Origin of the sequence: Pseudomonas brassicacearum (assembly GCF_000585995.1) — a bacterium.
GTDB classification, from domain to species: domain Bacteria; phylum Pseudomonadota; class Gammaproteobacteria; order Pseudomonadales; family Pseudomonadaceae; genus Aquipseudomonas; species Aquipseudomonas brassicacearum_A.
In genome coordinates this window covers 161,412-187,729 of the sequence record NZ_CP007410.1, presented here as the reverse complement: position 1 = coordinate 187,729, position 26,318 = coordinate 161,412, and the positions used below count along the sequence as shown (strand labels likewise).

20 protein-coding genes are annotated in these 26,318 nt (G+C 61.0%); 10 read left to right on the top strand and 10 right to left on the bottom strand.

Translation table 11 applies throughout. The features are described from left to right. Positions 1 to 50 precede the first annotated feature (50 nt). Positions 51 to 1,997 (bottom strand): cyclic di-GMP receptor LapD, encoded by a 1,947-nt coding sequence (gene lapD / locus CD58_RS00860; protein ID WP_025211212.1) that lies wholly within the window; start codon positions 1,995 to 1,997, stop codon positions 51 to 53. 14 nt (positions 1,998 to 2,011) lie between these two features. Then, positions 2,012 to 2,704: a cysteine protease LapG gene (gene lapG, locus CD58_RS00855; RefSeq protein ID WP_025211211.1), complete on the bottom strand. Its 693-nt coding sequence runs from the start codon at positions 2,702 to 2,704 to the stop codon at positions 2,012 to 2,014. Positions 2,705 to 2,906: 202 nt separating this feature from the next. On the opposite strand from lapG, the gene CD58_RS00850 reads away from it, so the two are divergent. The 5 genes from CD58_RS00850 (at position 2,907) to CD58_RS00830 (ending at position 9,924) form a co-directional block, all read left to right on the top strand. After that, on the top strand, positions 2,907 to 3,599 hold the full coding sequence (locus CD58_RS00850) for a GntR family transcriptional regulator (RefSeq protein WP_025211210.1): 693 nt from the start codon (positions 2,907 to 2,909) through the stop codon (positions 3,597 to 3,599). 686 nt (positions 3,600 to 4,285) lie between these two features. Then, entirely contained in the window at positions 4,286 to 5,062 is a 777-nt protein-coding gene (locus tag CD58_RS00845; RefSeq protein ID WP_025211209.1) for a DUF3050 domain-containing protein, read from the top strand. Continuing rightward, a complete protein-coding gene (locus tag CD58_RS00840) occupies positions 5,059 to 5,991 on the top strand; it encodes a diiron oxygenase (protein WP_025211208.1) in 933 nt (310 codons plus the stop codon). The genes CD58_RS00845 and CD58_RS00840 overlap by 4 nt, the downstream gene beginning before the upstream one ends. A 10-nt stretch (positions 5,992 to 6,001) precedes the next feature. Continuing rightward, entirely contained in the window at positions 6,002 to 9,427 is a 3,426-nt protein-coding gene (locus tag CD58_RS00835) for a non-ribosomal peptide synthetase (protein WP_025211207.1), read from the top strand. 32 nt (positions 9,428 to 9,459) lie between these two features. After that, on the top strand, positions 9,460 to 9,924 hold the full coding sequence (locus CD58_RS00830) for an SRPBCC family protein (protein WP_025211206.1): 465 nt from the start codon (positions 9,460 to 9,462) through the stop codon (positions 9,922 to 9,924). Positions 9,925 to 10,443: 519 nt separating this feature from the next. On the opposite strand, the gene CD58_RS00825 is transcribed toward CD58_RS00830, so the two are convergent. After that, positions 10,444 to 12,324: a methyl-accepting chemotaxis protein gene (locus CD58_RS00825; RefSeq protein WP_025211205.1), complete on the bottom strand. Its 1,881-nt coding sequence runs from the start codon at positions 12,322 to 12,324 to the stop codon at positions 10,444 to 10,446. A gap of 301 nt (positions 12,325 to 12,625) precedes the next feature. Between CD58_RS00825 and CD58_RS00820 the strand changes: the two genes are divergently transcribed. From CD58_RS00820 to CD58_RS00810, 3 genes are all read left to right on the top strand, one after another. Continuing rightward, complete coding sequence (locus tag CD58_RS00820; protein ID WP_025211204.1) at positions 12,626 to 13,126, top strand: sigma-70 family RNA polymerase sigma factor; 501 nt, start codon at positions 12,626 to 12,628, stop codon at positions 13,124 to 13,126. Beyond that, entirely contained in the window at positions 13,116 to 14,117 is a 1,002-nt protein-coding gene (locus tag CD58_RS00815) for a FecR family protein (protein WP_025211203.1), read from the top strand. Before CD58_RS00820 ends, CD58_RS00815 begins: the two co-directional genes overlap by 11 nt. 85 nt (positions 14,118 to 14,202) lie before the next feature. After that, positions 14,203 to 16,707, top strand: a complete 2,505-nt coding sequence (locus CD58_RS00810; protein WP_025211202.1) for a TonB-dependent siderophore receptor — start codon at positions 14,203 to 14,205, stop codon at positions 16,705 to 16,707. Between the two features lie 140 nt (positions 16,708 to 16,847). Here the strand turns inward: CD58_RS00810 and CD58_RS00805 are convergent, their stop codons facing one another. Further along, complete coding sequence (locus tag CD58_RS00805; protein ID WP_025211201.1) at positions 16,848 to 17,921, bottom strand: fatty acid desaturase; 1,074 nt, start codon at positions 17,919 to 17,921, stop codon at positions 16,848 to 16,850. Positions 17,922 to 18,021: 100 nt separating this feature from the next. On the opposite strand from CD58_RS00805, the gene CD58_RS00800 reads away from it, so the two are divergent. Then, positions 18,022 to 19,026 carry an AraC family transcriptional regulator gene (locus CD58_RS00800; protein WP_025211200.1) on the top strand — a complete coding sequence of 335 codons (1,005 nt, stop codon included), beginning with the start codon at positions 18,022 to 18,024 and terminating at the stop codon, positions 19,024 to 19,026. Positions 19,027 to 19,095: 69 nt separating this feature from the next. Here CD58_RS00800 and CD58_RS00795 read toward each other — a convergent pair whose 3' ends face one another. The 3 genes from CD58_RS00795 to CD58_RS00785 form a co-directional block, all read right to left on the bottom strand. Then, positions 19,096 to 20,334, bottom strand: a complete 1,239-nt coding sequence (locus CD58_RS00795) for a type II toxin-antitoxin system HipA family toxin (RefSeq protein WP_025211199.1) — start codon at positions 20,332 to 20,334, stop codon at positions 19,096 to 19,098. Next, positions 20,327 to 20,575 carry a helix-turn-helix domain-containing protein gene (locus CD58_RS00790; RefSeq protein WP_025211198.1) on the bottom strand — a complete coding sequence of 83 codons (249 nt, stop codon included), beginning with the start codon at positions 20,573 to 20,575 and terminating at the stop codon, positions 20,327 to 20,329. Before CD58_RS00790 ends, CD58_RS00795 begins: the two co-directional genes overlap by 8 nt. A gap of 110 nt (positions 20,576 to 20,685) precedes the next feature. After that, on the bottom strand, positions 20,686 to 21,372 hold the full coding sequence (locus tag CD58_RS00785; protein ID WP_025211197.1) for a Crp/Fnr family transcriptional regulator: 687 nt from the start codon (positions 21,370 to 21,372) through the stop codon (positions 20,686 to 20,688). A gap of 87 nt (positions 21,373 to 21,459) precedes the next feature. Here CD58_RS00785 and CD58_RS00780 point away from each other — a divergent pair, with 87 nt between their 5' ends. Then, positions 21,460 to 21,984, top strand: coding sequence for a DUF962 domain-containing protein (locus CD58_RS00780; RefSeq protein ID WP_025211196.1), 525 nt, complete (start codon positions 21,460 to 21,462; stop codon positions 21,982 to 21,984). A 129-nt stretch (positions 21,985 to 22,113) separates the two neighbouring features. Here CD58_RS00780 and CD58_RS00775 read toward each other — a convergent pair whose 3' ends face one another. Genes CD58_RS00775 through CD58_RS00765 form a run of 3 tightly spaced genes read right to left on the bottom strand, consistent with a single transcriptional unit; the run spans position 22,114 to position 26,200 of the window. Then, on the bottom strand, positions 22,114 to 24,336 hold the full coding sequence (locus CD58_RS00775) for a GMC oxidoreductase (protein WP_025211195.1): 2,223 nt from the start codon (positions 24,334 to 24,336) through the stop codon (positions 22,114 to 22,116). Next, on the bottom strand, positions 24,333 to 24,842 hold the full coding sequence (locus CD58_RS00770; protein ID WP_025211194.1) for a sorbitol dehydrogenase: 510 nt from the start codon (positions 24,840 to 24,842) through the stop codon (positions 24,333 to 24,335). The genes CD58_RS00775 and CD58_RS00770 overlap by 4 nt, the downstream gene beginning before the upstream one ends. Next, positions 24,839 to 26,200: a hypothetical protein gene (locus tag CD58_RS00765; RefSeq protein WP_025211193.1), complete on the bottom strand. Its 1,362-nt coding sequence runs from the start codon at positions 26,198 to 26,200 to the stop codon at positions 24,839 to 24,841. The genes CD58_RS00770 and CD58_RS00765 overlap by 4 nt, the downstream gene beginning before the upstream one ends. Positions 26,201 to 26,318: the final 118 nt, after the last annotated feature.

The window sequence follows — 26,318 nt, the reverse complement described above, 5'->3', positions numbered from 1 at the left end:
AATGAATATGTACTCGGTCAAAAGGCTACAGCCCGCTTCGTCACCAAGCCTCACCCCCAACGCCGAGGCTCCCCAACCAACTGCCCCTGCACCCCAAACAACCCCATCTCCCGAATCACCGCCAGCTCCCCATCAGTCTCCACCCGCTCGGCAATCAACGGCAGGTCAATACTGTGAGCAGCACGCTGGATAGCCTCGATGAACAGACGCTTGTCACTCTCCTGATCAATGGCACGAATGTAACTGCCATCGATTTTCAAGTAGGCCAACCCCAGCCGCGACAAGTTGCCGATCATGCTGAACCGCCCACCAAAGCGCTGCAGGCTCAGGGAGAAGCCAAGTTCGCGCAGACGCCGGGTCAACTGCTCCAGCACCGCTTGCTCTGGCAATTGCTCTTCACCAATCTCCAGGGTCAAGCGCGGCCCGAGGTTGGAATGGGCCCGCAGGATTTCAAAGATTTTATTCAGCGCCTGAGGGTCGGCCAGGGTCGCGGAGGACAGGTTCAGCGCCAGGGACTGTTCGTGCCCAGCCATCTGCTTGAGCACTTGTTCAAGCATCAAGCGGTCCAACCGCGCAGTCCAGCCAAAGCGCTCCAGCCAGGGCAGGAAGCGCCCAGCGGGAATGGTCTGGCCGTGCTCATCCAGCAATCGCGACAGAACTTTGTAATGCAACACCACTTGGGTGTCCTGAGCGGCCACCACCGGTTGGAAGTACAGCTCAAAACGCTGATGACTCAACGCCTGGTCGAGCAACGTATGCCAGGCATGGTGATCGTCGCCAACGCTGGCCGACGCGCTATGGTCCAGGCACGCCCAACCCGGCTCACCCTGGCTCTCGGCCTGGGCAAGAGCCTGGTCGCCGAGCTGGAGCACCGCTTGCGGCGAGTCGCCATGAATGAACGGCGCCAGTCCGATGGAAGCCACCGAGGCCACATCGGTCGCGCCAGTGGCGTGCAAGCTCGCCAAGGCGTTTTCGAGGTTCTGCGCCAATTGCAGCGCTTCGTCACGGACCAGCCCTGGCGCCAGCACGGCGAACTCGCCGCCGCGGATGCGCGTCACCAGGTTGTGGGTTTCCGGATGCCGGGCGCACTCACGCAGCAATTGCTCGCCCACGGCCATGAGTAACTGGTCCGTGCGCTGCCCGCCCAGGCGCTGGTTCAAACCGGCCAGGTCCTTGACCCGCAGCAACAGCAGATAACCGGAACTGGCCTGCTCCGGGTTACTCACCCGGGCATTGAGCTGCATTTCGAAGTAACGCCGGTTGGCCAGGCCCGTCAGGTTGTCCTGGTAGGACTCGACCCGCAGTTTCTCGCTGCGCTCGGCCTGCTCCTGGAACAGCGCCTTGAGCTTCTCGACCATCTGGTTCATCGCCTGCACCACACGACGCAACTCAGGGGTGCGCGGCAGCTCCGGCAGGCTCAAGAATTCGCGCCGGGCAATGGCATGGGATTGATGCACCATGTAATCCAGCGGCTTGAGCTGGCGACGCAGCAGCAAGGCCCCCAGCACCGCGCTCACGGCACCGCACAGCAACAACCAGCCCAGGCTGCCCAATGCGCTCTGCCAGAGCTTGGCGAGGGCGAACATCGGGTGGCTGACCACTTCGACTCGCGCCGCCTGCTCCCAGCCGCGGCTGACGATGGCATCGCCACCGGCCGGCTCCAGGCCAATGAGCTTAATGAACCACTGCGGCACGCTGCCGGCGTCCGGCGTGCCGGTGCGCTCGACCAGGGTCTTGTCGGTCGCCACGTCGACCACGCGGATGCTGGCGTAGTAGCCGCTGTCGAAGATCGAGCTGACCATCAGCTCCACCATCGCCGGGTCGTCGATGTTCGGCGTCAACGACAGCGCCAGCGCCGTGGCCGCGTCCTGGGCGTGGGAGCGCAACTGGTTGACGTACTGGGCCCGCGAACTCTCCAGGCTGACCATGAAGCTGCCGCTGAAGGCAACCACCAGGAACAGACAGATAGCGATCAACAGCTGTTTGAACAAGGACATCTGAGCGCGCGCTCCTAGTTAGTCGTCTCGACCGGAAAACCCTCGGCCTGCATTTTCTTCAACACGTCCTGCCATCGAGACAGGCGTTTGGTGTCACCCACTTTTTTGTTGCCCTTGGCACCCGGCAGCCACAGCCCTTCGGCATTGAAAGAGTAGACCGGCAACAGGTCGGTTCGCTGGCTGGCCGGCTGGATGCCGTCGATCAGGCTGTCGAGTACCAGCGGCATCGCCTCGGGCGTGGCGTAATAGGTGAGCACCATGTGCGCACGGTTCTGCCGCAAGGCCTTGACGTAGGTGATGCGCAGCTTGTCACTGGACACCCCGAGATGACGCAGGCTGAAGTACTTGGCGATGGCGTAGTCCTCGCAATCACCGGCGCCCTTCCACAGGGCCTGGATCGGCGTTTCCCAATAGTCGACCTCATGCCACAGGTCGATGTCTTCCACGTAGCGCACCTGTTTGTTGAAGAACAGGTTCACCACCTTGAGCTGCTCGAGCTCCGGAATCTGCTTCTGGGTCGCTAACAATTGTTGCCATGCGTCGATTCGTTGTTGCCCTTCGCCCAGCGGGCCATATATCGCTTGCGCCCGTCGGCTGATCTGCGCAAAGTCCCAGTCAGCCCGCAGGCCGCCCAGCAGGAGGCCGGCCAGCAACAATGCCGAACACAACCAGCGCAAGGACCTGAGGACAGGAGAAGGTGCAGCCAAGGGAAATACGTCCGAAAAGGGCCGTTGGAAATTCGTTGGATGGTGAAGCCTGGGCCGGCAAAAAACAATGGCAGGGTGCAATCACCGCAGGCACGCTAAACTTTAGTTCAGGAGCCGCGGCCGCGATACTTTGACGGCTTGGCAATCTGTAACTAATGTTCGTTTGGATCCAATTCGCTATAACCATTCAGGGTGCGTTGTCGTGACACAGAAGCCCAAACCGCTCAGCACTATCCAGGTCAACGGACCCATTCCCGCTGACCAGGCACGCTCGATCATCGAAGAATCCCTGCGCGAAGCCATTCTCGATGGGCGCCTGCCTTGCGGCACCGCCCTGCGCCAGCAGGAACTGGCGGACCTGTTCGGAGTAAGCCGCATGCCGGTACGCGAGGCGTTGCGCCAACTCGAGGCCCAATCACTGCTCAATGTGGTCCAGCACAAAGGCGCCGTGGTAGCGCCGTTGATCACCAACAATGCGGTCGAGACCTACGCCCTGCGTTCGGTCCTGGAGTCTTTCGCCCTGCGCCTGTCCATTCCGCTGCTCGATGACAGCGATCTGGCCCTGGCCGCCCAATACATCGAACAGTTGGAAACGGAAACCAACCACGCAGAGATCGGCAAGCTCAACCGGCTGTTTCACATGTCGCTTTACCATAAGGCGCCCAACGGAAAACTGCTGGACCTGGTCGAGCGCGAGCTCAATGAAGAAGAGCGTTTTTTACGCTTTCATCTGTCGTCCATGGGGCTGGGCAAGTTGAGTCAGGACGATCACCGCGCGCTGCTTGACGCCGCGCGTGCCAAAGACATTGATAAAGCCATTGGCTTGCTGGAACTCCACCTGGAAAAAGCCTCCGTCACCATGCGCCGGTATCTGGAGCAGCAGTCAAATCGTTGATCCCACGCCGGCGGTCCCGCCGGCGTAAAAACTTCTTACATATCCTTCCGACCCTACGCTCGCCTGCCCAGCGCGGTCTGACCGTGGCCGCAGCGCGTCGCCCAATCAGTTCAATGGCACTGCCATCGATTTGGGCTCACTCTTGCGCTTGTCGATTAAAAAACAGACCTGAAGAAGTCAGCGCCTGGCCATAGGCCAAGCGAATCGAAGCCAATACGCAAGGAGCGTCGCCCACTGGCGGGATGATCGGCTGTCCGACCGGCGTCCCTCCCATAAATCACAAATTTCTTAATTCCCTGATCCCTGAAGTGCTCCGAGTGAGGCATTCACTCGAACTATTCGATTCTGATACCCCTAAATCGGAAGGAGCCTCTTCGCCTGAATAAAACTTATATAAAAAGTTTTAATAGCCCACTTCGCGCCTAATAAACTTGCCACTTTAAATAATTAAAAAATCTCTTGCCGCTTACTTGTTTTGTGTATTAGTTTTTTAATCGTCGAATTGTTATCGACTGTGTCCGCTTCCGACCAACGCTTAAGAATCGGGCGCTCCAAGCCGACAATACGCATTCAAAGCAACAAATTGAGCCACTTGGGTAAATCATGGACTTCGGTTCAGGCGCCCGTTCGACTCAATAAAAAACGGGCAACTTTCCGAACACAACATCATTGATGAGGACGTTCCAATGCAGCCAACCAAAGAACAATTATTTTTGAAAAAGCACGAACTTGGCCAACACCCGGTTTTTTCCGAAATAACATCAATTGATCTGTTACGCCGCTTTATGGAAAGCCACGTGTTTGCCGTATGGGACTTCATGTCACTGACCAAACGGCTGCAGCGCGAGCTGACCTGTGTCCACCTGCCCTGGCTGCCGCCGGCGGACCCACACGCTGCACGCCTGATCAACGAAATTGTCTTGGGCGAGGAATCGGATGACCGCCCCGGAGCCGGCTATTGCAGCCATTTCGAACTGTACCTGGACGCCATGCGGGAGGTCGGTGCCGATACCCGTGCGATCGAGCAATTCATCACTCTGCAGCAGGAAGGTGTCAGCCCCGAGACGGCACTGGAAAGCGTCGAGGTAGAACCCGCCGCGGCACGCTTTGTTCGCCAGACCCTGCACACCGCCCTGCACGCCCCGGCCCACAGCGTCGCCGCCGCGTTCGTGCATGGTCGCGAGAGTGTCATCCCGCAAATGTTCCAGCGCATGCTGGACGCCTGGGGCATTGGCCTGGATCAGGCGCCGACCTTTCGTTACTACCTGCAACGACACATCGAGGTCGACTCCGAAGACCACGGCCCGGCGGCGGAAAAACTGCTGGCCCGGCTGATCGACGGCGACCCCCAGCGCGAAACGGAGGTATTGGCCGCTGCCCTCGCCGCCGTCCACAGCCGCGCGGCACTGTGGGACGGTCTGCGCCAGAGCATGGCCCAGCCGGTTGCGCAGGTGATGCCATGAACGCCGCTGAATACCAATCCTTTGCCGATGCCTGGGAAAGCCGCGCCACCATCCGCACCCGACCACGGCGTCGGGTGGAGGACGACGACAAGCTGATCTTCCCCATGAGCCGTCAGCCGCTGGTGCACAGCCAGACCTTTCTCAGCCACTGCCCGCAGCTGCGCGATTTTGTGCTGGTGCAGAGCCTCTACAAGTTCATCAACGACGTGGTGATTTTCGAGACAGAACTGGTGGACCACACCGCCCGGCGTATCGCCAAGAACAGCTTCGGCATCGAGTTCCCGTTCGCCTGCCGCTATGACGCAATGACCGTGGTGGTGGACGAGGATTACCACGCCCTGGTGGCAATGGACTTCATGCAGCAGACCATCGACATGACCGGCATCGCACCGATCCCGTTGCCTTCGCAGATCGAACTCAGCCGTGCGATCCCGGCAACGCTGGCCCAGGCGCCGGAGCATTTGCTCAGCGCCGTGGAGTTGATCTGCATCGCTATTGCCGAGAACACCGTGACCAACGAAGTGGCGGCGTTCGCTCGCGATGATTCGGTCAAGGCCTCGATCAAGGGACTGATGGCCGACCACTTGCTGGACGAAGGCCGCCACTCCGGTTTCTGGACGCGGTTGGTGCAGATCTATTGGCGCACCGCGCCCGACCAGGACCGCGAGGCGCTTGCGCGATTGCTGCCCGGTTTCATCGCCCAGTACTTGGCGAGCGATCTGCAGCAGGCGTTCGATTTCGAGCTGATCGCCCACCTGCCCGTCGACGAATCGGTGCGCCAGTCGCTGCGTGAAGACGCCAGCGCGCTGGCCTACCCCATCAATCGTTTTCACCCGTTGGTGGGCAACATCACGCGCTTTTTGCGCGGCAGCTCCATGCTCGCCTCCCCCTGCGTACGCGACGCCCTCGCCGACTACTTGACCCCATGAGGACCCTTCGATGAGACGCCTCGAAATTGCAGTGTCTGGCACAAGCCAGGCCATGGCCGAACTGGCCCAGGAACTCGAACTGCACGGCCATGGGGTCGTCGCTCATGAATCGTTGGCCAGCCACGATGCGGTGGATGTGTTGATCGACGACGGTACGGCGCCGAGCGTCATCCAGGCCCGGTTGTGCCTTCAGGTGCGCGTGGCATTGCAGGCAATACCCGATCAGGCATTGCCGCAATCGGTGGTGGTTATTCACGACGGTGCGCAGCGGTTGTTGTCGCGGCAGATGATCGCCGAGCACAGCGACGGCAACGGCCAGTCCCTGCGGCTGCGTACGCTGGCAGCGGTGGTCGAGGACGGTGCGCGGCTGGTCAGTCAGTTTTCCCGGGATGAAACCTGCTTCGATCACTGGCCGACGGTGCAGGCTGACGCTGCCGACCAGCCCTTGCAGGCGCTCGATGCCCTGGAGCCATTGGCCTTCGAGCACCGTCTCAACCGGCCACCGGTACCCTTGCTATTGACCGCGGCCGAAGTGCCGGTGATGCACAGCATCGAACAGCGCATGCTCGATGACGCGACGCAACCGGCCCTGTGGGTCGATGGTCAGCTCACCGACTACAAATCCTTGCGTGGCCTGGCGCTGAGGTTGCAGCACGCCATGCTGGAAAAGCTTCGGCAAGCCTCCGACCAACCGCTGGTGATCGGCGTCTGCCTGCCCAAGTCAGCGCCACTGTACGCGGCGATCCTGGCGGTGCTGGGTTGTGGTGCCGTGTACCTGCCGCTGGACCCGCAACACCCGGCGCAACGTCGGCGTTTTATCCTGGAGAACGCCCGGGCAGACCTGCTGCTGCACGACGGCGACAGCGACTTGGACGACCTCATGCTGCCGACGCTGAATGTGCATCGGCTGCCGGCGTCCAAGCCTGGCATCCCGACCTCGCTGATCCGTCGGGTGATGGCCATCGACGAGCCCGCCGTGGCGATCTACACCTCCGGCACCACCGGCCAACCCAAAGGCGTGTTGCTCAGCCATCGCAACCTCAGCCATTTCTGCGCCTGGTATGGCGACTATGTCGGCTTGCAGCGCGACAGTCGGGCGCTGCAATTTTCCACCATCAATTTCGACGCGTCGCTGTTGGATATCCTGCCGACCTTCATCCAGGGCGCGGTACTGGTTGTCCCCAGCGAAGACCAGCGCCGCGATCCACAACAATTGGTGGAACTGATGGGCGCACAGCAGGTGACTCACGCGTTCCTGCCGCCCGCACTCCTGAGCGTGATGCCGCTGGAGGCGCCGTTGGGCCTGGCCCACTTGATTACCGGTGGCGATGTCTGCGAGCCGTTCGTGATCGAACAGCTCGCGCCGCAGTGCAGGTTCCACAATATTTATGGCCCGACCGAAACCACGGTGCTGGCGACAACGCGGCAATTCGGCATCGGCGACAACAACCGCAACCTCGGCGTGCCCATCGCCAATGGCCGGGTGCTGATCCTGGACGAACAGCTGCAGCCCGTACCGCAAGGCACGCCAGGCGAGCTGTACATCGCCGGGCCGGGGGTGGGCCTGGGCTATCTGAACGACCCGACACTGACCGCGACCCGTTACCTCAACCTGACGCTGCCCGCCGGGCAAACCTTGCGGGTGTATCGCACTGGCGATATCGGCCAGTGGACCGACAGTGGCATTGAGCTGAGTGGACGTCGCGATAATCAGGTGAAGATCCGTGGCTTTCGGGTCGAGCCCGAGGAAATCGAACACTGCCTGCGGGACAGCCAGTTGTTTCGCCAGGTGGCGGTGGGGGTCGATGAGCGGCGGCGGATCCTGGCGTTCCTGGTGCATCCCCGGGAGGAGCGGCCCGGCGCTGCCCTCCAGGCCTTGCGCGAGCATGTGCAAAACACGCTGCCCAGCTACATGCACCCGGCGGCCTATGTCGAATTGCCCAGCCTGCCTTACACCAGCAACGGCAAGGTCGATCGCCGGGCATTGCTGGCAACGGCGGTGCAGGTCCATGTCGGCAGCCAGCGGCGCCAGCCGCAGAACGCCCTGGAAACACAATTGCAGCAACTGTGGGCCGAGCTGCTGGAACTGCCGGTCGAGGACATTGCCACGGACGAAAGCTTCTTCAACTTGGGCGGGCATTCGATCCTGCTGTCGCAACTGCTGTTGAGCATCCGCCAGACGTTCGGGCGCAGCTTGTCGATCAATCGTTTCATCGAGGCGCCCACGCTGATGACCTTGGCGCAGTTGCTGGACGACTCCGGACAGAGCAGCGCATCGACCCTCAGCCCCCAGGCCTTCATCGATGCCGAAGCGGAACTCAACCTCGACCCGTTGCCCATCAGCCAGTGCGGTGATGTGCATAAGGTGCTGGTGACCGGGGCCAACAGCTTTCTCGGCGTGCACATCGTCGAGGCGTTGCTGGCCTGGGGCGCCACCGAAGTCGCCTGCCTGGTGCGCGCGTCCGCAGAGCAAAGCGCGGCTGAGCGCTTTTCCCAGGCCTTGCGGGACAATCGTCTGTCGCACCTGGACCTGAGTCGCGTCAGTGTCTATGCCGCCGACATCACCCAGCCGCAATTGGGTTTGCCGGATGACGTCTACGCTCGCATCGACCGCACCTTCGGCGCGCTGGTGCATAACGCTGCCCATGTCAATCATGTGCTCGACTATGCGTCGCTGGCACCGGACAACGTGGAGCCGATCTTCGAATGCCTGCGCCTGTGTGAAGGGCGCAGCAAGAAGATCTTCAACTTCGTCTCCACGCTTTCGGCGTCCAGCGCCCTGGACGCCGATGGACAGGTCCTGGAACAACCCGCCGCCAAGACGCCGCCGATCTACATCAAGAACGGCTACAACCTGTCCAAGTGGGTCGGCGAACGGATCCTGCAGAGGGCCCGCGAACGAGGGGTGCTGGTCAATCTGTTCCGCCCTGGCAACATCAGTTTCAACAGCCTGACCGGGGTCTGCCAACCCCATAAAAACCGCTTGATGCTGATGCTCAAGGGCTCGATTCAACTCGGCCAGGTGCCGGACCTGTCCCTCAATTTCGACTTGATGCCGGTGGACTTCCTCGCCCGCTTCATCGCCTTCCACGCCAGCCGTTATCAGCCGACGCAAGCGGTGTTCAACCTGCACAACCCCGAACCCTTGAGCTGGGACGCCTATGTGGCGTCGTTCCGCGACAGCGGCCGGGAATTCTCGTTGGTGAGCGTCGCCGACTGGCAGCGGCAATTAGGCCGGGTCGATGCCGACAACGCGTTGTTTGGCGTGCTGGGTTTCTACCTCAACGGCTTCGAGGAAGACATTGGCGATATCTCGTTGATCAGCCACGACAACGCCCGTGCCGGTGTTCGGCAGATGGGCGCCTGCTACCCGGAAAAATCCCCGGCCCTGCTGCGCCGTGGCGCTGACTACCTCAAGGCCATCGACTTCATTTGAAACACCCTCAACCCAAAGCAAGGAGCAAGACCATGAGTGCATTTCAACCCGACACCCTGATCAAAACCCCCCACGCCTGCCAGGTCGAAACCTCGGTGGAAGTAACGGCCGACGCGGCGCGTGTCTGGGAAGTGGTGGGTAATTTTGGCGGATTCGAGCGCTTTATTCCGGCGCTGGAGCATATCGAAATGACCGGCGACGGCGTGCGCTCCCTGCGCAAGAAATTCTTCCGCGACGGCCAGAACCTGGTGGTGGAACAGCTCAACAGCCGTGACGACCAGGCCATGCACATGACCTGGACGCTGATCTACAACACCCTGGGCATCGACAATCTCTGGGCGGCCATGCGCGTCGAGCCCCTGGCAGACAACCGCTGCCGCGCCACCTGGACCATCATCGCCGACCACACCGACGCCCATACCCCGTCCGGGTTCAGGGACTTCCTGCAAGGGTTTGCCGATGAGGCGATGGGGAATGTGCAAGTGATGTTCGCCTAAGGCACAGCCCTTCCTCGATGTGGGGCTAATGCTGTTCACTCAAGGCAATCGACAAACCCCGTGGCGAGGGAGCTTGCTCCCGCTGGGCCGCGAAGCGGCCCCAAAACCCGCCAAATGCGGAGCATCAGACACACCGCACCCGCCGGTTTACGACTGCTTCGCAGCCGAGCGGGAGCAAGCTCCCTCGCCACAGGGATTGGGTTGGCTTGAGGTTCAAGCATTGGGCTGAGCGGCCTGTGCTGCATTGAAGATCGCCATCGCGAGCAAGCTCGCTCCCACATTGAGTTGGAGTGAACCCAAGATCCAGGCCCACCGCCAATCCCCTGTGGGAGCGAGCTTGCTCGCGAAAGCGGTGGATCTGTGTCGGTGATGTAGCCTGTGCCGCCGCCTTCGCGGGCAAGCCCGCTCCCACATTGGTTCCGAGGTGGACCCGAGTTTCAGCTTCACAACCATTCCCCTGTGGGAGCGAGCTTGCTCGCGAAAGCGGTGGCTCAGCTTGCGGTGATGTCAGCTGAGGCCTCAGATCTTGAAGCTGTCCACCAGTTGCTTCAACCGGTTGGCCTGTTGGGACAAGGCATCGCAATCCTTCAGGGTTTCATTGAGGTTGGCCACGCTTTGCTGGTTCAACAGGTTGATGTGGCTGACGTCCATGTTGAGGGTTTCCACCACGGCGGTCTGCTCTTCGGTCGCGGCGGCCACCGACTGGTTCATGCCGTCTATCTCGCCAATGCGCTGCGTCACGCTGACCAGCCGCAGGCCGGCCTGGTTGGCGACTTCCACGCTTTCTTCACTGGACGCCTGGCTGGCGTTCATCGTGGTTACCGCTTCACGGGAACCGACCTGCAGCGAGGTGATCATCTTGTGGATTTCTTCCGCCGACTCCTGGGTGCGATGCGCCAGGTTGCGCACTTCATCGGCCACCACCGCAAAACCACGTCCGGCTTCACCGGCGCGGGCCGCTTCGATGGCGGCGTTCAAGGCCAGCAGGTTGGTTTGCTGGGAGATGCCCTTGATCACGTCCAGGATGTGCCCGATGTTATCGGTGCTGGCGTTCAGGGTTTCGATCTGAGTGCACGAAAGGCTGATTTTTTGCGACAGCTCGGTCATGGCATGGATGGTTTTTTCCACCACTTGGCGCCCGTCATCGGCCTGCTCGCTGGCACCGCTGGCATGTTGTGAAGCGTCGGCGGCGTTGCGGGCGATTTCCTGGGTCGCGGCGCCCAACTGGTTGATGGCCGCCGCCACACTGTTGGTGCGAGCGCTCTGTTCATCCGAGCCGATGAGCGAAGCGTTGGACGAAGTCATTACCCGCTGCGACAGGTCATGCACCTGCCGTGTCGCCGAGGATACTTCGGAAATCGAGGCGTGAATCCGCTCCACGAACTGGTTGAACGAACCACCCAATACCGCGAATTCGTCCTTGCCCTGCACGACCAGGCGCCGGGTCAGGTCGCCTTCGCCCTGGGCGATGTCCTGCATGGCGCGCCCCATGGTGGTCAACGGACGCATCAACACCTGGATCAACATGCTCAGCAGCAACGCAATGGCCGCCACCGCGACAAACATCGCGATCAACGCAGACGTGCGGAACTGGCTCAACGGTGCGTAGGCTTTTGCCTTATCGATCGACAGACCGATGTACCACTCAGCGTTCGGCAGGCCAGTGATCGGGGTGAACGAAAGGATGCGGTCCTGCCCGTTCAACTCAACATCCTGGATGCCCTTGCCGATGCGCACCGGCGTGCCGGGGTAGATGTCCTTGAGGTTCTTCATCACCTGGTCTTTGTCCGGGCTGACGATCACCTGCCCGTCGCCGCTGATCAGGAAAGCATGGCCGATGCCACCGAAGTCCACGGAATTGATGATCTTCACCAGGGTTTCCAGGCTCAGGTCGCCACCCACCACGCCGAGCAGTTCACCGTTGTGCTTCACCGGCAGTGCGACAGTCACCACCAAGCCACCGACCGCCGCCAGGTACGGCGGGGTCAGCATGGTTTTGTCGGCAGTGACGGCTTGTTTGTACCAAGGGCGCTGACGCGGGTCGTAGCCGTCGGGCATTTTTGCGTCGGGGCGTTGGGTGAACACACCGTTGACCTGGCCCACATAGGTGAACTGGAAATTCGACGTCAGTGCCGGCTGATCGACAAGGCCCGGCAAATCGGCACCGGCGCCCTGATGCGCGATGTTCTGCGCCAGGTTTTCCAGCACCAGTATCCGGCCACTCATCCAGTTCTGGATGCTGCTGGCCGTCAGGTCACCGGATTGTTCAATGGAGGACTCGAGGCTGCGGGCGATGGTATTTCGCTGCAGATAGTCGTTGTAGAGCGTGAACAGGGCAAAAGCCAGAACCACCACACCCGAGGCGGCCAGAAGGATTTTGTGGCTGAATTTTAGATTCATCGATGGGCTTCTTATGCAAAGAGTGGGGTTGCATTCCAATTGCAATATTTCATGTGAAAAGCACGAGCAGGCATTCTGCCATGCTCCACTTTGGTGCACGCTTATCACTCTGTCGGCTAGCGCTTGAAAAAAATTAGGGCTTTATGACATTGGCCGACGAGGGGCACAGCGCCGATTGTCCTTTTGGCCGTGGATGGAACGATCGTCCTCGTTTGCGTCGGTCCAACGGTGGTTGCAAATTCGCCACCCCATGATGACAATGCGACCTATTATCATTTGTGATAGCCAGGCCGTCGCGTTCATGTCATCTCCCGAGTTTGCAGTACAGACGCTCTACAACCACCATCACGGCTGGCTCAATACCTGGCTGCGCAACCGGTTGGGCAATGCCGCCGATGCGGCGGACCTGGCCCAGGACACGTTCGTTCGCCTGCTGCAACGTACCGAACGCCTGGAACTCAAGGCGCCACGCGCTTTTTTGCGCACCATCGCCCAAGGCCTGGTGATCGACCATTGGCGTCGAACAGAAATCGAGCGCGCCTACCTCGAAACCATAGCTCACCTGCCACAAACCGAAACCCCCGGTGCCGAAGCCCAGGCCTTGATCCTGGAATTGCTCGAAGCCATTGCAAGAATGCTCGAAGGGCTCAAGCCGAAAGTGCGCAGGGCGTTTCTGCTGGCCCAGTGCGAAGGCCTGACGTACAAGCAGATTGCCGAACAGATGGGCATTTCGCTGCGCTCGGTGGAACGTTACGTCGCCGATGCGCTGTACCACTGCTATGTGTTGCGCTATGAAAGCTGAACCCATGGATCACTCACAGAACCGACGCAACGGCCCGTCCCAGCAGGTGGTCAGGCAGGCGATCAACTGGCTGCTGCGCCTGCGCAACCATGCCGCCAACCCCACGTTGCGCCAACAGTGCGATGCCTGGCGCGCCGCCCATCACGAGCACGAACTGGCCTGGCAACGGGTGCAATCGCTGCACAGCGAGTTAACCTCGAACCTGCGGGCAGTGCCCGGTGCCCACATCGCCCTCGAAACCCTGGAAAACAGCGCCCAGCGACTCGGCCGACGGCAGGCCCTGAAGCTGTTGTCGGGCGTTGCACTGATGGGGTCCGCCGCATGGCTGGGCAAAGACCTGGGCTGGCAGCCGTGGAACGCCGACTTCGCCACCGCCACGGGTGAACGACGAGGCTTCCAGCTGCCGGACGGTACGCGGCTTGAACTCAACACCGACAGCGCCGCCGACCTGGACTACACGGCCAAGCAGCGCCTGATCAGCCTGGCCCGCGGTGAAGTCATGGTCACTTGCGCCCGCGACCCGGGGCGCCCCCTGTTGGTCCAAAGCCGCCACGGCCTGTTCGAAGGATTGGACGGGCGCTTCGTCGTGCGCCAGGACCGCGACTGCACGCGCTTGAGCGTCGCCAGCGGCAGCGTAGCGATCCGTTCCCATCGCAGCGACGCCGGCACACCTATCCAGGTCTCTGCCGGGCAGAGCTATGTGATCACCTCATCGACAGCCCTGCTGGCGCCAGCGCTGGACATGGATGTCGGCGCCTGGGCGGACGGGCTGATCGTCACGCGCAACATGCGCCTGGAAGACTTCCTCAACGAAGTAGGACGCTACCGCCCCGGCTATTTGAAATGCGCCGCGTCGATTGCCGATCTGCGCTTGTCGGGGGTGTTCCGCCTGGAGGACACCGACAAGCTGCTGGCCGTCCTGCCTCGCATGCTTCCCGTGCAACTGCGCTATCGCACCCGTTGGTGGGTCACGCTGGAACGTGCGGTTTGATTTTTTTTGGCGGGTTTTGCGGGGACGTCCGGCTAGGACAGTAAGCAACGCTTATTGGCTTTCAGTGACTCCAACGGAACCTACAATGACTGAGCGCGTACCTCTCAAGACCTCCTTCGACGTTTCTTCGCCACCGGGCCTGTTGCGCCAGGCGATCCATGCCGCGCTGTTCTCCATGGCGCTGGGCATCGGCGCCGTGCCAATGCTCGCTATCGCCGCCCAGGACGGCCTGTCCACCGGCCGCCAGAGCTACAACATTCCTGCCGGCCCGTTGAGCGATGTACTGAACCTGTTCGCCCGTCGGGCCGGGATCACCCTGGCAAGCACCCCGGAGCAAACCGGCGGCGTCCAGTCGCCGGGACTCAAAGGCGAGTACTCGACGGACCAGGCCCTGAGTCATCTGCTCAGCGGTTCGGGACTGGTTGCCGTCAGCCAGGACGGGAGCAGCTACGTGCTGCAAACCGAGGTCCAGGGCAACAGCCTGGCGCTGCCGGCCACCGACATCAAAGGCTTCGCCCTGGGTAACGCCCTGGGCAGCATGGAAGGCTACAACGCCACCCACAGCCAGGTCGCCACCAAGACCAGTACGGCCCTGCGGGAAACCTCGCAAAGCGTGTCCGTGGTCACCCGCCAGCAAATGGACGATCAGGGCGCACAAACCGTGTCCCAGGCCATGCGCTACACCCCTGGCGTGCTGACCAATCCCTACGGCGCCACCCACCGTTACGACTACGTGGCGATGCGGGGCTTCAACGATGGCTCGGTGGACAACATCTACCTCGACGGCCTCAAGTCCATGGGCGACAGCGGCACCTACAGCTCCATGCAGGTCGACCCGTACTTCCTGGAGCGGGTCGATATTCTCAAGGGGCCTTCCTCAGTGCTCTATGGCCGCAGCTCGCCGGGTGGCCTGGTGGCGCTCACCAGCAAGAAGCCCCAGTACGAGGCCTATCACCAGGTCCAGGCCACCGTCGGCACCCAGGGCCAACGCGGCATGGGCTTCGACTTCACTGGGCCCGTGGACGAAGACAAACGCATCACTTATCGCCTGATCGGCCTGGCGGACTCCTCCGACACCCAGTTCGACCACAACAAGGAAAAACGCTTCGCCCTCGCGCCTACGGTGAACATCGATTTCAGCGAAGACACCTCACTGACGCTCCAGGCCTACCTGCAACATGACCCCGATGGCGGCTACCACGGCGGCATGCCGGCCGACGGCGCCTTGCACCCGCGCAACGGCCGGCGGATTTCCGAACACTTCTTCGAAGGCGAACCCGGTATCGACCGCTATGAGCGTGACCAGCAGTCGTTCGGCTACCAGTTCGAACACCGTTTCAACGATGTCTTCACCGCCCGGCAGAACTTCCGTTACCTGGATTCCGAGGTCAAGAACGACCAGGTCTACGCCTTCGGCTGGACCACGCCCACCAGCAACGAGCTGAACCGTTATTACACCGGCGCCGAAGAAAAGCTCCATTCGTTCATCGTCGATAACATGTTGCAGGCTGAGTTTTTCACCGGCGCGACCAAGCACACCGTGCTGATGGGCGCCGACTACCAGCGGCGCAAGACCGTGGTCGACTGGACCAGCGGCAGCCTGGCCCCGATCAATGCCTTCGACCCGGCCTATGGCAACTCGGCCATCAGCTACTTCAGTCCCACCAGCTACCTGCGGCGCCTGGAGCAAACCGGTGTCTACCTGCAAGACCTGATCGAAATGGACAAATGGCGTTTCTCCCTCGGCCTGCGCCAGGACTGGGTCGAAACCTCGGATGAAAACCGCATTGCCGAATTCGGTCGTCCGGAAGGCACCGAGATCAACGACAAACGCACCAAGCTCACCGGCCGCGCCGGGGCGCTGTACCTGTTCGACAACGGCCTGGCGCCGTACATCAGCTACTCCGAGTCGTTCAACCCGAACTCCTACGCCGACAGCGCCGGCAACCCGCTGCCGCCCACCGATGGCAAGCAATGGGAATTGGGCCTGAAGTACCAGCCACCGGGCACGGATGACCTGTACACGGCCTCGCTGTTTCGCATCGACCAGGAAAACCTGGCGACCAAACTGCCCCAGGACAACTTCTACCGTGCTGTCGGTGCCGTGCGTTCCCAAGGCCTGGAACTGGAAGCGCATCTGCAATTGACCGAGCAGTTCAAAGTGCTGGGCAGCTACACCTTTACCGACATCGAATACTCGAAATCGATGATCAGTACGTTGAGCACGCCCACCGACATCATCGAAAACAAGGGTAACTCACCGACCCAGGCCCCGCGTCACATGGCCTCGGTCTGGGCAGACTACCAATTCGACAGCGGCACACTCGATGGCCTGCGCCTGGGCGGCGGCGTGCGGTATGTCGGCTACAGCTGGGCCGACGCGGAGAACACCATGAAGGTGCCGTCCTACACGCTGTTCGATGCATCGGTGGGGTATGACCTGGGCAAGGTCGGCTTGAAAGGCGTGGACGTTCGCCTGAACGCGAACAACCTGACGAACGAAACCTACGTCGCTTCGTGCGCCAGCCTGAGCTTCTGCTACATGGGCGAAGAGCGCAATGTGGCGGCTACGGTGAGTTACCAGTTCTAACTGCAACCCGTTCCCTGTGGCGAGGGAGCTTGCTCCCGCTGGACGCGAAGCGGCCCGTTTTTTTTGGGGCTGCTGCGCAGCCCAGCGGGAGCAAGCTCCCTCGCCACAGGTTCAGTTCTGGCCCTTCGTACAGGTTAGTTTCAAACCCGCACCGTCCCCCCTGCCTCCCGCACCACACCTTCCTGGCGCACAAACCGATTGGCCCGAGCAAAAGTGCCGAAGTCATTGAACCGCACCCCCATCTCCCGCATCACCTTGTGGGCCACCGGCACCGTCAGTTGGCGGATGTAGAACGGCTCCTTCACGACGAAATGATGAATGCCATGGCTGCTGCCGAAGTTGAAGCAGAACGCCTGCAACGGCCACAACCACCAGGGGTTGAGCACCTGGGTTTGCTGGATGACATTGCCCGGCTCGATGTCGCCGTAGTAGTGCATGTTCGAGCTGATGAAGTGCAGGCAAAAGGTGCGCAGTACATTCGGCCCGATGATCACCACCGCCGCGATGTCGATCACGTGCATGACCGACAGCGTGGTCGCCGACCACTCCACCGAAGTCCCCAAAAGGCTGGCGACGCCGTTGGCCCCATGAAAACCGAGAAACGCATACCAGGCGCCCCAATGCAGCAGCGCCAGCGGGAAGTACACCTTCAGCGTGCGCTTGAGGATGCTGCGCTTGTGCGCCCAGGTCTTGGCTCGCAACAGGCGGATGAAGGCCGACATGACGTTGTCGCCCACCATCAACAACCGCGCCAGCCCCCAGGGCTCGCCATTGGTGATGGCGCGCTCCTCCATATCGGCCTCGCTGCCGGACACCTTGTGATGGTTAAGGTGCAGATGGCGGCGGATCCACGGGTTAATGGTGCTCGGGCGCGCCAGCCACACCAGGCCCATCATCAGGTTATGGGGCAGGCGTTGCTTACGGAAATACATGCTGTGGATCAGGTCGTGCTCCAGCTCGTGGGTCAGGGACGCGAAAAAAGCGTTGAGCAGCAAGCACGCCCATCCGGCCAGGTGACCATTGAGGTAGAGCAGCGCCGAACCGATCATCCCAACCAGGGCGAACGCCAGGATGCCCGCGCCCAACGCATCCTGGTAACGCAAAATCGGGTAGCGCTGACGCAATTCCTCACCCCGGGCCAGGACCACCTGGCGAATATGGGCGGATCGCTGTTGTGCATTCAATCGCTCGGGGCTTGCGCAAGTGCCGTGCATGGCTTACATCCTCTGTTAGAGATGTGCTCATCCTGCCGGGCGTTGTCCCATGGGGTGGTAGCCGTAAACGCCAACCTGTTGACCGCAAGCGCCAATCGTCATGACTGAACCGACCTCCCTCGCCAGCTGGACCCGCGCCCTGCGCAAACAGCTCGATGCGCTGGGCCTGGACAGCCACGCCCTCTGCGTCGAGGCCGGCCTCGACCCGCAGTGGATGGACGACCCGAACGCCCGCTACCCGCTCTCGGCCACCACCCGCCTGTGGACATTGGCGGTGCAAGCCAGCGACGACCCGGCCATCGGCCTGCGGGTCTCGCGTTTCGTCAGCCCCACCACCTTTCATGCACTGGGTTACGCCCTGGTGGCCAGCGGCAGTCTGCGGGAAGTGTTCGAACGAATCGTGCGCTATCACCCGGTGGTCAGCGATGCCTTGACCCTGCAACTGAGTCGCGCAGAGGACCGTTATCGCTTTAGCCTCGAGGTGCCACCGGGCCGACCGGCGCCGGCCTTTGAGGCCATCGATGCGTTCGCGGCGATTTATGTGCGCACCTGCCGCAACCGCCTGGGCCGCGATTACGCGCCGCTGGCGGTGTACCTGCGGCGCCCGGAACCGACGGATCCCGGCCCCTGGCACAAAGTGTTCCGTTCGCCGGTACATTTCGGTGCCGCGCAGGATTGCCTGGAGTTCGACCTCACGGATTTCGACAGCCACCTGGACGACGCCAACCCGGAGCTGGCCGAACACAACGAAACAGTGCTCGAACGCACCCTCGCGCAGCTCAAGCCGCTGACCTGGGAGCGCAAGGTGCGAGCAGCCATCGAGGCCCAACTGCCCGAAGGCGAACCCAGCGCCGAACGCATCGCCCAGGCCATGCACCTGAGCCTGCGCAGCCTGCAACGGCACCTGGCCGACGAAGGCTGCCGCTTCGACGCGCTGCTCAATGAATGCCGGGAAAACCTGGCGCTGCTGCACCTGCAAGATCCGCATTGCTCGTTGAGCGAGGTCAGCTATCTGTTGGGATTTGCCGACACCAGCAGCTTCAGCCGCGCGTTCAAACGCTGGACCGGGATGACGCCGGGGCAGTTCCGGGATGGGTTGCACTAGGGATTTGCGTTGGCTGGGCTGGCCCTATCGCGAGCAAGCTCGCTCCCACATTTGACTGGTAGTGCAGGGTCAGGTGACAGAGGGCTTAAGGCTGCGCGCAAGCCCAGCCGTCCAAGCCTCGATCATCGCTTCTCCAGTCGGCCTGAACCGCTCATTGCCGCCCATGTAATGGCGCATTTCAACCATGGCCAATTCCATCCCATGAATGACCTGCTCCAGCAACTCCTTGCAACGCCCTTCGGTCAGGTTGCACGCCGAGCGGCCAAACCCCACCAACATTTTGTATTTGGGCCAGGCTTTGGAACCGCCCAGCAACAGCGCCATATTGTCATTGCGGATATACACCGCCGTGCTGACGATGTCATAGGCTGGCGCGAGCCTGACTGACGCATCAACGCCGCAATGCTCATAAAGCACTCCGAAATTTTTCAGGTGCGCATCACCATTTTTCAAGCCGGCCGAGAGCGCAACAATTTTGAACAAGGACTCCAGCGCCTGATTGAGCAAATGAGGTGAAACGAAGGCCTTGATCTGCCGGGCCGCGCCTTCATACGAACCGTCGTATTTGGTCCTGGACGGCGAGCCGTTAAGAACACAAAAATCCTCAAAACCCAGATAGTTGCCGGTGCCCAGCACATCAAAGCGCTTAACGATTAAAAACTTGCCGCGCTCGCTCAATTCGAACTCCGGCACTTCAAGCCCCGCGTGCTGCGCGGCTCGCATGCAAAAGAACTCATTCGCCGCCAATTCCGGAAACTCGTCGGCGCGAAAAGCCTTGATTAAGTGAGTGGCGCCCCGGTGGGTCAGGGGATCGACGGTCGATGCGCTGTCGCGTACCAGTACCTTGGGTTGTACGCCCGAAACCCCTGAATATTGTCCATAGGTGTGCAGCAAATCGTCGAACAAACCTTCAGCACCATCGTGCACCAGCAAGTCCGCCAGGCTGGTTTCGGGCGGCCCATCGTCGGTCCGCCAATGACCGATGCCAACCCGGCCCAACTGATGGGGACCGACGATAGCAAGCATGGCGAAGTCGTCAAAGCCACGCACCGCTTTGCTGAAGCGACGGACCAGCTCATCACGCAAGGCGCCTTCCGGCAAATTCATTTCAAAGATTGGCGGTACACCTGACTCCCAGGTGTAACTTTCAAGGCGCACCGGCATCGTCAGCGAAACGGACTGCTCTTCACACGTGCTGGTGGCGTAAGTGAACACGGAGTCAGTGCGCTGTTGCCCTCGTCCCAGAACACCAACGGCCGTTTCGCTGACCGAGACTTGCAGCCTGTCCAGGCCTTGCTCATCAGCCATGGAAAGAGTCCTTTTTCAGTGAGTCGAGTGTAGGGCGCTTCGTGGGTCGGGCAACTGCCGCCAGCTCGTAGCCAAAACCATTGAGGATCGCTTCGACCTTACGAATCCCGACCTCAGGAATGGTGTTGTTTTCGATGCCAGAAATCGTGGCACGGCTCATGCAATATTGCGCGGCCAGGACCTGCTGAGAGAGGTTGTGTTCTTTGCGCAGACGTCTGATCAATTCACCGAGGGTCTTCATGCTTATATTCCGCATCGTATACAGTGCAAAATTGCTTACAATCATAAAATGCACTGTATTTAATTCAAATTTAACGCGAGTGTAGCGTATCCACAAGGCCCAGGTCAGATTCAGATCATGGTCAACCCGCGCAACCGCTCAATGTCGAGGATTTCGATCTCGCCATAACCCAGGTGGAGAATGCCCTGGGCCTGCAAGTCCTTGAGGATCTGGTTGGTGGTCTGGCGGGACAGCGAGAGCATCAGGGCCAATTGCTCCTGGGGCAGTTGCAAGAGCCGGCGCGCCGGTTCGATTTCGCCGTAGCCTTGGGCAATCTGCAACAAGCGGTGGGCCACGCGTGCCGGGGCGGGCATGAGGCTCAACTGTTCGAGGTTGATGAAGGTCAGGCGCAATTTGTGGCTCATCAACAATGCCAGATGCCGCCAGTAGATCGGCTGCGCTTCCAGGAAGGCCAGCAACGGCGCCTGCGGCACGCGCAGCAACGCACATTGACCCACCACGATCGCATCATGGGTCCGTGGCTGGCCATCGAACAGGCAGATTTCACCGAACCAGTGGGGCGCTTCGATCATACTCAGCAGTGCCTCTTTGCCCTGCTCGTTCACCGCGCCTACCCGTACCGCGCCTTCCAGCACAGCATACAGGCCGCAAGGCGGATCGCCGCGCTTGAACAGCCCATGACCCGGCGGCAGGCGGCGCACCCGCGACATCGCCAGCAGACTATTCTGTAACTCAGCAGGTAAATGGCTGTACCAGTGACCAGCCATCAAGTGCGAGTGCCAGGGATGCGCGTTCATGGAGACTCCAGGACAAGTGTCGGCTAGCTGACAGAACATCGTGTGGAACCTGGGCATCATGCAGGCATCACCTCAGGAGGAACAACAATGAAAAGCCTCGTCGATCATCTCAGTCAATATGCCGCGTACCACCGTGACCCGCGCAACATCGCCAGCCATTTCATCGGTATTCCGCTGATTTTCTTCGCCGTCGCCGTGCTGCTGTCACGACCTGGTTGGCCGCTGGGGGCGATCCTGATGTCGCCAGCGTTGCTGGTGGCCGTGGCCAGTGCCTGGTTCTATCTGCGCCTGGAAGTGCGCCTGGGTGTGCTGATGACGGTACTGCTGGGCCTGGCGGTATGGTTGGGCCAGACATTGGCCGCGCAAAGCACGGCGGTGTGGCTGGGCAGTGGCCTGGGGATGTTTGTGGTGGGTTGGGTGATCCAGTTTGTCGGTCACTATTACGAAGGCCGCAAACCGGCATTCGTCGACGACCTCACTGGGCTGATTGTCGGGCCGTTGTTCGTGGTGGTGGAAGCGGGTTTCCTGCTGGGGCTTCGCGGCGAACTGAAGCGGGCCATCGAAGAGCGCGTCGGGCCGGTGGCGGTGCGCAACCAGCATTCGGCGGCGTGAAAAAACAATACCCCTCTGTGGGAGCGAGCTTGCTCGCGATTGCGCTCGGCCAGACACACCCGTGTCGACTGACCCACCGCTATCGCGAGCAAGCTCGCTCCCACTGGAGTTAGCCTTACCGCTCAGGCATCACAGGGTGCCGAACTCGATCCGCACCGTCAGCGCACCGGTGTTATCGCTCAAGCCTGCTCCGTATTGCCCGGTCAGGTCATCGTTGATGCACAGTTGCAGCTCGCCTTGCTCGCTGGCAGGAACCTGCGCCAGATCACCCACCAGGAACGGCGTTCCACCGTTGCCCACACGCCCAATCAAGGCGCCTTCGGCTGCACCGGGTAACGCATAGCTGGCGTAGTCGATGTGCCGCGAGCCACCGTTCCCATCCACATTGCCGCCTTGCGGGCTGGCACACCATAGCCCACTGACGTAGCGAACCAAGCGCGGAACCAACGCGTTGACCTGCACGCCAGTGCCCTGCCAGGCGATGTTGGATTGGACTTGCATCGTCACCGCCTTCAAGTCATTGGCCACGGTATCCCCAGCCTGGAACGACAGCGCCGCAATCGTCAGGCTCGGGTTCGAGGTGCCCGTGCTGGGGAAGACACCATCGCCCACCAGGAACAGGTTCTTGTGGTCCCAACTGCGCTGGTATTTGTCCACCACCGACGTGGCTGGGTCAGCGCCCATGCGGTAGGTCCCCATCAGGTGCCCGGCGCCCTGGAAGCTGTAGTCTTCATCTTTGTATCTGAAGGTCCCTTTGCCAATGGGTGCCGTCAGCTCCACCGCACCGAGCAGGTTCTGGATGATGTGGCTCGCCAATATCTTCGCCTGCCTGAAACCTTCCTTGGTGTAATCGGACAGGTCGTAGTGGATTTCCGGCCGAAGAATGCCGAGCCCGTCCGTGAGTTTGTCCGTCGAGGGCACGATGTAGCTGTTGGACTGGTCGGGATGCTCCTCCACCTGCTCCACCAGGAATCCGATCCGAAACTGGCGGATGAACAGGTCATTGAGTTTTTGAATCAGTGCCGTGCCGTAAAGCGCTTCAGTGGGCGGCGGCGGTGTTTCTTTCGACGGCAACGGGTTGGTGCAGCTTACGTTCGCTCCGTCGATAAAGTCGGCCACGGTGACGTAAGGGTCGCCAACCGGCCAGTTCCAGCCCTCGTTGCCGATTTCGATGCGCCAGGCTGCCCGCTGGCTCCGAAAAGCACCGTCGCGCAGGCTCTCGATGCCCGCCGTGGACACCGGGCCACGATACGGAAAGACCGTCTTGCCTTCCGGCATCAGCCCCCACGCCAGGTAAATCGGATGGTCGGACAGGCTGCGTCCCACCTGCCCGCTGCTGTTGGCTACACCTTTGGGCCAGTCCGGGGTCTTGGAGTTGAGCAACAATTTAGGGGTTTCGATGGCATGGGCCGCGATCACATAACGCTGCCCGATGGCCACGCCGTCTCCCGTCTTCGGCCCCTCGCCAAGCTGATATTGTTTGAATTTGATGCCATTGATGTTCTTGTCCGGGCCCACGGTCACGTTGCTGGCCACGGTCCGGTACATGACCCGGACCTTGCCGGTGGCCAGGGCCTTGTTCATGGTCACCGTCGCGTCGTACTTGGCCTGGATCGGGCAGATCGGCGTGCAGTTGGTATTGCCGGCACACACCCGGCGCCCGGCATAGGGCTGGGAGTTGCGTCCGGCCGGCGTCGGGCTGACCACCAGCGGCAAGCCGTCGAAGGTCTGGCCGGTCACGGCCGTGACAAAACTGCCATCGACCAACGACAACGGAATGCTGTGCATCGGGAATGAATAGCCCTCGGGAAACGTCATGCCCAGGTAGGCCTGGTCGGCGACATTCGCCGACACCCCGATTTCCGCCTCCGCCCGGCAATAGGCGCTTTGCAGGTCGTCGTAGCCGATTGGCCAATCCACCCCGACGCCATACTTGCTCCTCAGGCGAAAATCGTTCGGCACCATGCGCAGGCACGTCCCGACCCAGTGCCAGGTCGTGCCGCCGCCCACCCGTTCATAAGTGCTGTTGAACGGCAGCGGACCTTTCTGTACCAGATAGCTGACGGCGTGATCGTTCCAGCCCTTGATCAGGTCGGCAATGGTAGCCCGAGGCGCATTTTCTTTGGTCGGATCTCGCCATGGGTCCAAGGTCGACACCGGAGGATAGGGTGATTCCGGGGTTTTCAGCGTGGCGGTATAGAAGCGTTCCAGGTATTGGGCGCGGTTGGCCGGGATCTCCGGACCCGATTCGAGCACCAGCACATCCACGCCGGCCATGCCCAACTGATAGGCGATGATGCTGCCGGCCAGTCCTGCGCCGACGATGACCACATCTGCTTGTTCGGTACTCATGACGAGGCTCCTTGCGAGTTGGCGGGTACCCCGGTGTAGTCCTCAAGGCTCGGCGGCGTCGTGTTCCAATAGCCGAACACCATCTCGCTGTAGCCCATGGGGTGGGCCTGGGCAATTTTCCAGGCCCAGCTCTGGATGTAGGCCTGGTCGGACACCACTGTAGAATCAGTCGATTTGTAGTCCCCGGTGGCATAGGGCTGATACCAGACCCCAAGCAACCACAGCTTCATGATCGAACGCGCGGCTTGGGCGGTCTGCGTGACGGCCGGTCGCGATCCGTCCATCAGCACCGCCTTGGCGATCTGATCGGGGGACACATGGTCGGCCGCCAACGTGGCGTACTGAGTCAGCAACGTATTGAGCACCTGCGGCGTGATTCGCGGCGTGATGAACGCGAGAAAGATCGGCGGCAGTCCCACCTGGTCGATCTCTGGCGCAAGCCGATCAGTGGGAATGCCGGTCAGGGCCGATGAAAGGCCAATGAAGTTCTCCAGATCACTGCTCATGGCTGACTCCTTGTCGCACCGGTGGACTGTGCGCGTTCGAGCAAATAGGTGAAGTCCGCGAAACTGGTACGCGGGGATTCGGTGACATGGGTGGCGGCATTGCCGTGGCAAGCCATGCAACTGGAAGACGCCTGGGGCACGGTGCCCTGGATGTAGGTCTCCAGCGTGGCGTTGGCCAGGAACAAGGGCGCAGGGCTGCCCAGCGGGTTGGCGGCCGATATCTGGCAGTTCGATGATGGGGCCGACGGCCATTGGGTACTGATCAATTGATAGTTGGCCCAGACGCTTTGCGGATTGACCGTGCGCAACTGAGCTTGATAGCTGGCGTTCAGTTGTTGGGTGGCCTCGGTCAGCGGCACTTCACGCACGATCTGCGAAGGTGTCGCCTTCACTGCCGGGTTCCACGGCCGAGGCGGAGGTTGGTTGATCTCGCTTTTGCTGGCGGCGTTGTAGAACAGATACGGCCCCACCCGTTGGGCGGGAGGCGTGGATTTTTCCGGTACGTTGTTCACATGTTCAAAAGTCGACCAGACCCATTGCGCGGCACTGTTGGTCTTATGAACGATGTGCAACCCCACGAGCCCGACCGGCTCTGACTTACATGACTCTGCGACAATCGGCCCTTTGGTCGGATCGCTGTTTCCCGGCGTATAGACCAGCGCATCGACCGTATGAAAATCCTGCTTCCGATCATTGCCTCCCAGCACTTTCCACGAAGCCTTCACCATCAGCGCACCGACCTGCTTGGTACTGGACGAGCCGCAGCTGAACGCCACGGCGTTGGTCGGCTTGGCGGCAAAAAACTGCTGCTGGCCTTCAATGCTGTACAAACCGTTGTCGACGATCCCGTCGAACATCGATTGATTGACCACGATTTCGTTGCGCGTGTAGGTGCCGTTCTGATCCACCAACGGGCCGCTCTCGAAGGGTTGGATAAACTCATCCAGCACATCGGGAACCTTGCCCATCTGCTGCAGCAAGCGACCCGGCTTGAGCGACTTGCACGCGTCAGGAAGGGTTGCTGGCGCATCCCAGGGCAGCGGCGCCTGGCCCTTGGCCCGGAAGATCTGGTAACTCTCCTTCCAGCTTTCCCACACCGTGGCGCCATCTTGCTTGCCGATGGAGGTGCCGGTATCTGGGTGACCGTTGTCCAGCGCCGGCCAGTTCAGGGCGATGAAGGTCTGCCATGACAGGTCATCGAAATTGGCTTGCAGGCTGGGCAGCGAAACCGGTTTGGTCACCGTGACATCGAAGGGAATCTGCGGCGATAACGATGGGGCGGCGCTGGCGGACGAGCCCAGCAAGACACTTAGCAATGCACAGCCAAACGGGCCGTGCCGACTGACTTCCATTCTCATACTTCATCTCCTTGGCATCAGGGCGCCAGGAGATAACACCGGTCCGTCGTTGGACTCTCACTCGCCTCCTGGCAAGTCAGAGTCTAGGTAGGGTTTGATTCAAGAACAGGTGCAAAAG

Coding starts and splice junctions, on each gene's coding strand:
- CD58_RS00780 (WP_025211196.1), top strand. CDS start 21,460: ATGAAAAGCCTCGTCGATCATCTCAGTCAATATGCCGCGTACCACCGT.
- CD58_RS00830 (WP_025211206.1), top strand. CDS start 9,460: ATGAGTGCATTTCAACCCGACACCCTGATCAAAACCCCCCACGCCTGC.
- CD58_RS00825 (WP_025211205.1), bottom strand. CDS start 12,324: ATGAATCTAAAATTCAGCCACAAAATCCTTCTGGCCGCCTCGGGTGTG.
- CD58_RS00785 (WP_025211197.1), bottom strand. CDS start 21,372: ATGAACGCGCATCCCTGGCACTCGCACTTGATGGCTGGTCACTGGTAC.
- CD58_RS00795 (WP_025211199.1), bottom strand. CDS start 20,334: ATGGCTGATGAGCAAGGCCTGGACAGGCTGCAAGTCTCGGTCAGCGAA.
- CD58_RS00845 (WP_025211209.1), top strand. CDS start 4,286: ATGCAGCCAACCAAAGAACAATTATTTTTGAAAAAGCACGAACTTGGC.
- CD58_RS00805 (WP_025211201.1), bottom strand. CDS start 17,921: ATGCACGGCACTTGCGCAAGCCCCGAGCGATTGAATGCACAACAGCGA.
- CD58_RS00820 (WP_025211204.1), top strand. CDS start 12,626: ATGTCATCTCCCGAGTTTGCAGTACAGACGCTCTACAACCACCATCAC.
- CD58_RS00840 (WP_025211208.1), top strand. CDS start 5,059: ATGAACGCCGCTGAATACCAATCCTTTGCCGATGCCTGGGAAAGCCGC.
- CD58_RS00800 (WP_025211200.1), top strand. CDS start 18,022: ATGACTGAACCGACCTCCCTCGCCAGCTGGACCCGCGCCCTGCGCAAA.
- CD58_RS00770 (WP_025211194.1), bottom strand. CDS start 24,842: ATGAGCAGTGATCTGGAGAACTTCATTGGCCTTTCATCGGCCCTGACC.
- CD58_RS00810 (WP_025211202.1), top strand. CDS start 14,203: ATGACTGAGCGCGTACCTCTCAAGACCTCCTTCGACGTTTCTTCGCCA.
- lapD (WP_025211212.1), bottom strand. CDS start 1,997: ATGTCCTTGTTCAAACAGCTGTTGATCGCTATCTGTCTGTTCCTGGTG.
- CD58_RS00765 (WP_025211193.1), bottom strand. CDS start 26,200: ATGAGAATGGAAGTCAGTCGGCACGGCCCGTTTGGCTGTGCATTGCTA.
- CD58_RS00815 (WP_025211203.1), top strand. CDS start 13,116: ATGAAAGCTGAACCCATGGATCACTCACAGAACCGACGCAACGGCCCG.
- CD58_RS00790 (WP_025211198.1), bottom strand. CDS start 20,575: ATGAAGACCCTCGGTGAATTGATCAGACGTCTGCGCAAAGAACACAAC.
- CD58_RS00775 (WP_025211195.1), bottom strand. CDS start 24,336: ATGAGTACCGAACAAGCAGATGTGGTCATCGTCGGCGCAGGACTGGCC.
- CD58_RS00835 (WP_025211207.1), top strand. CDS start 6,002: ATGAGACGCCTCGAAATTGCAGTGTCTGGCACAAGCCAGGCCATGGCC.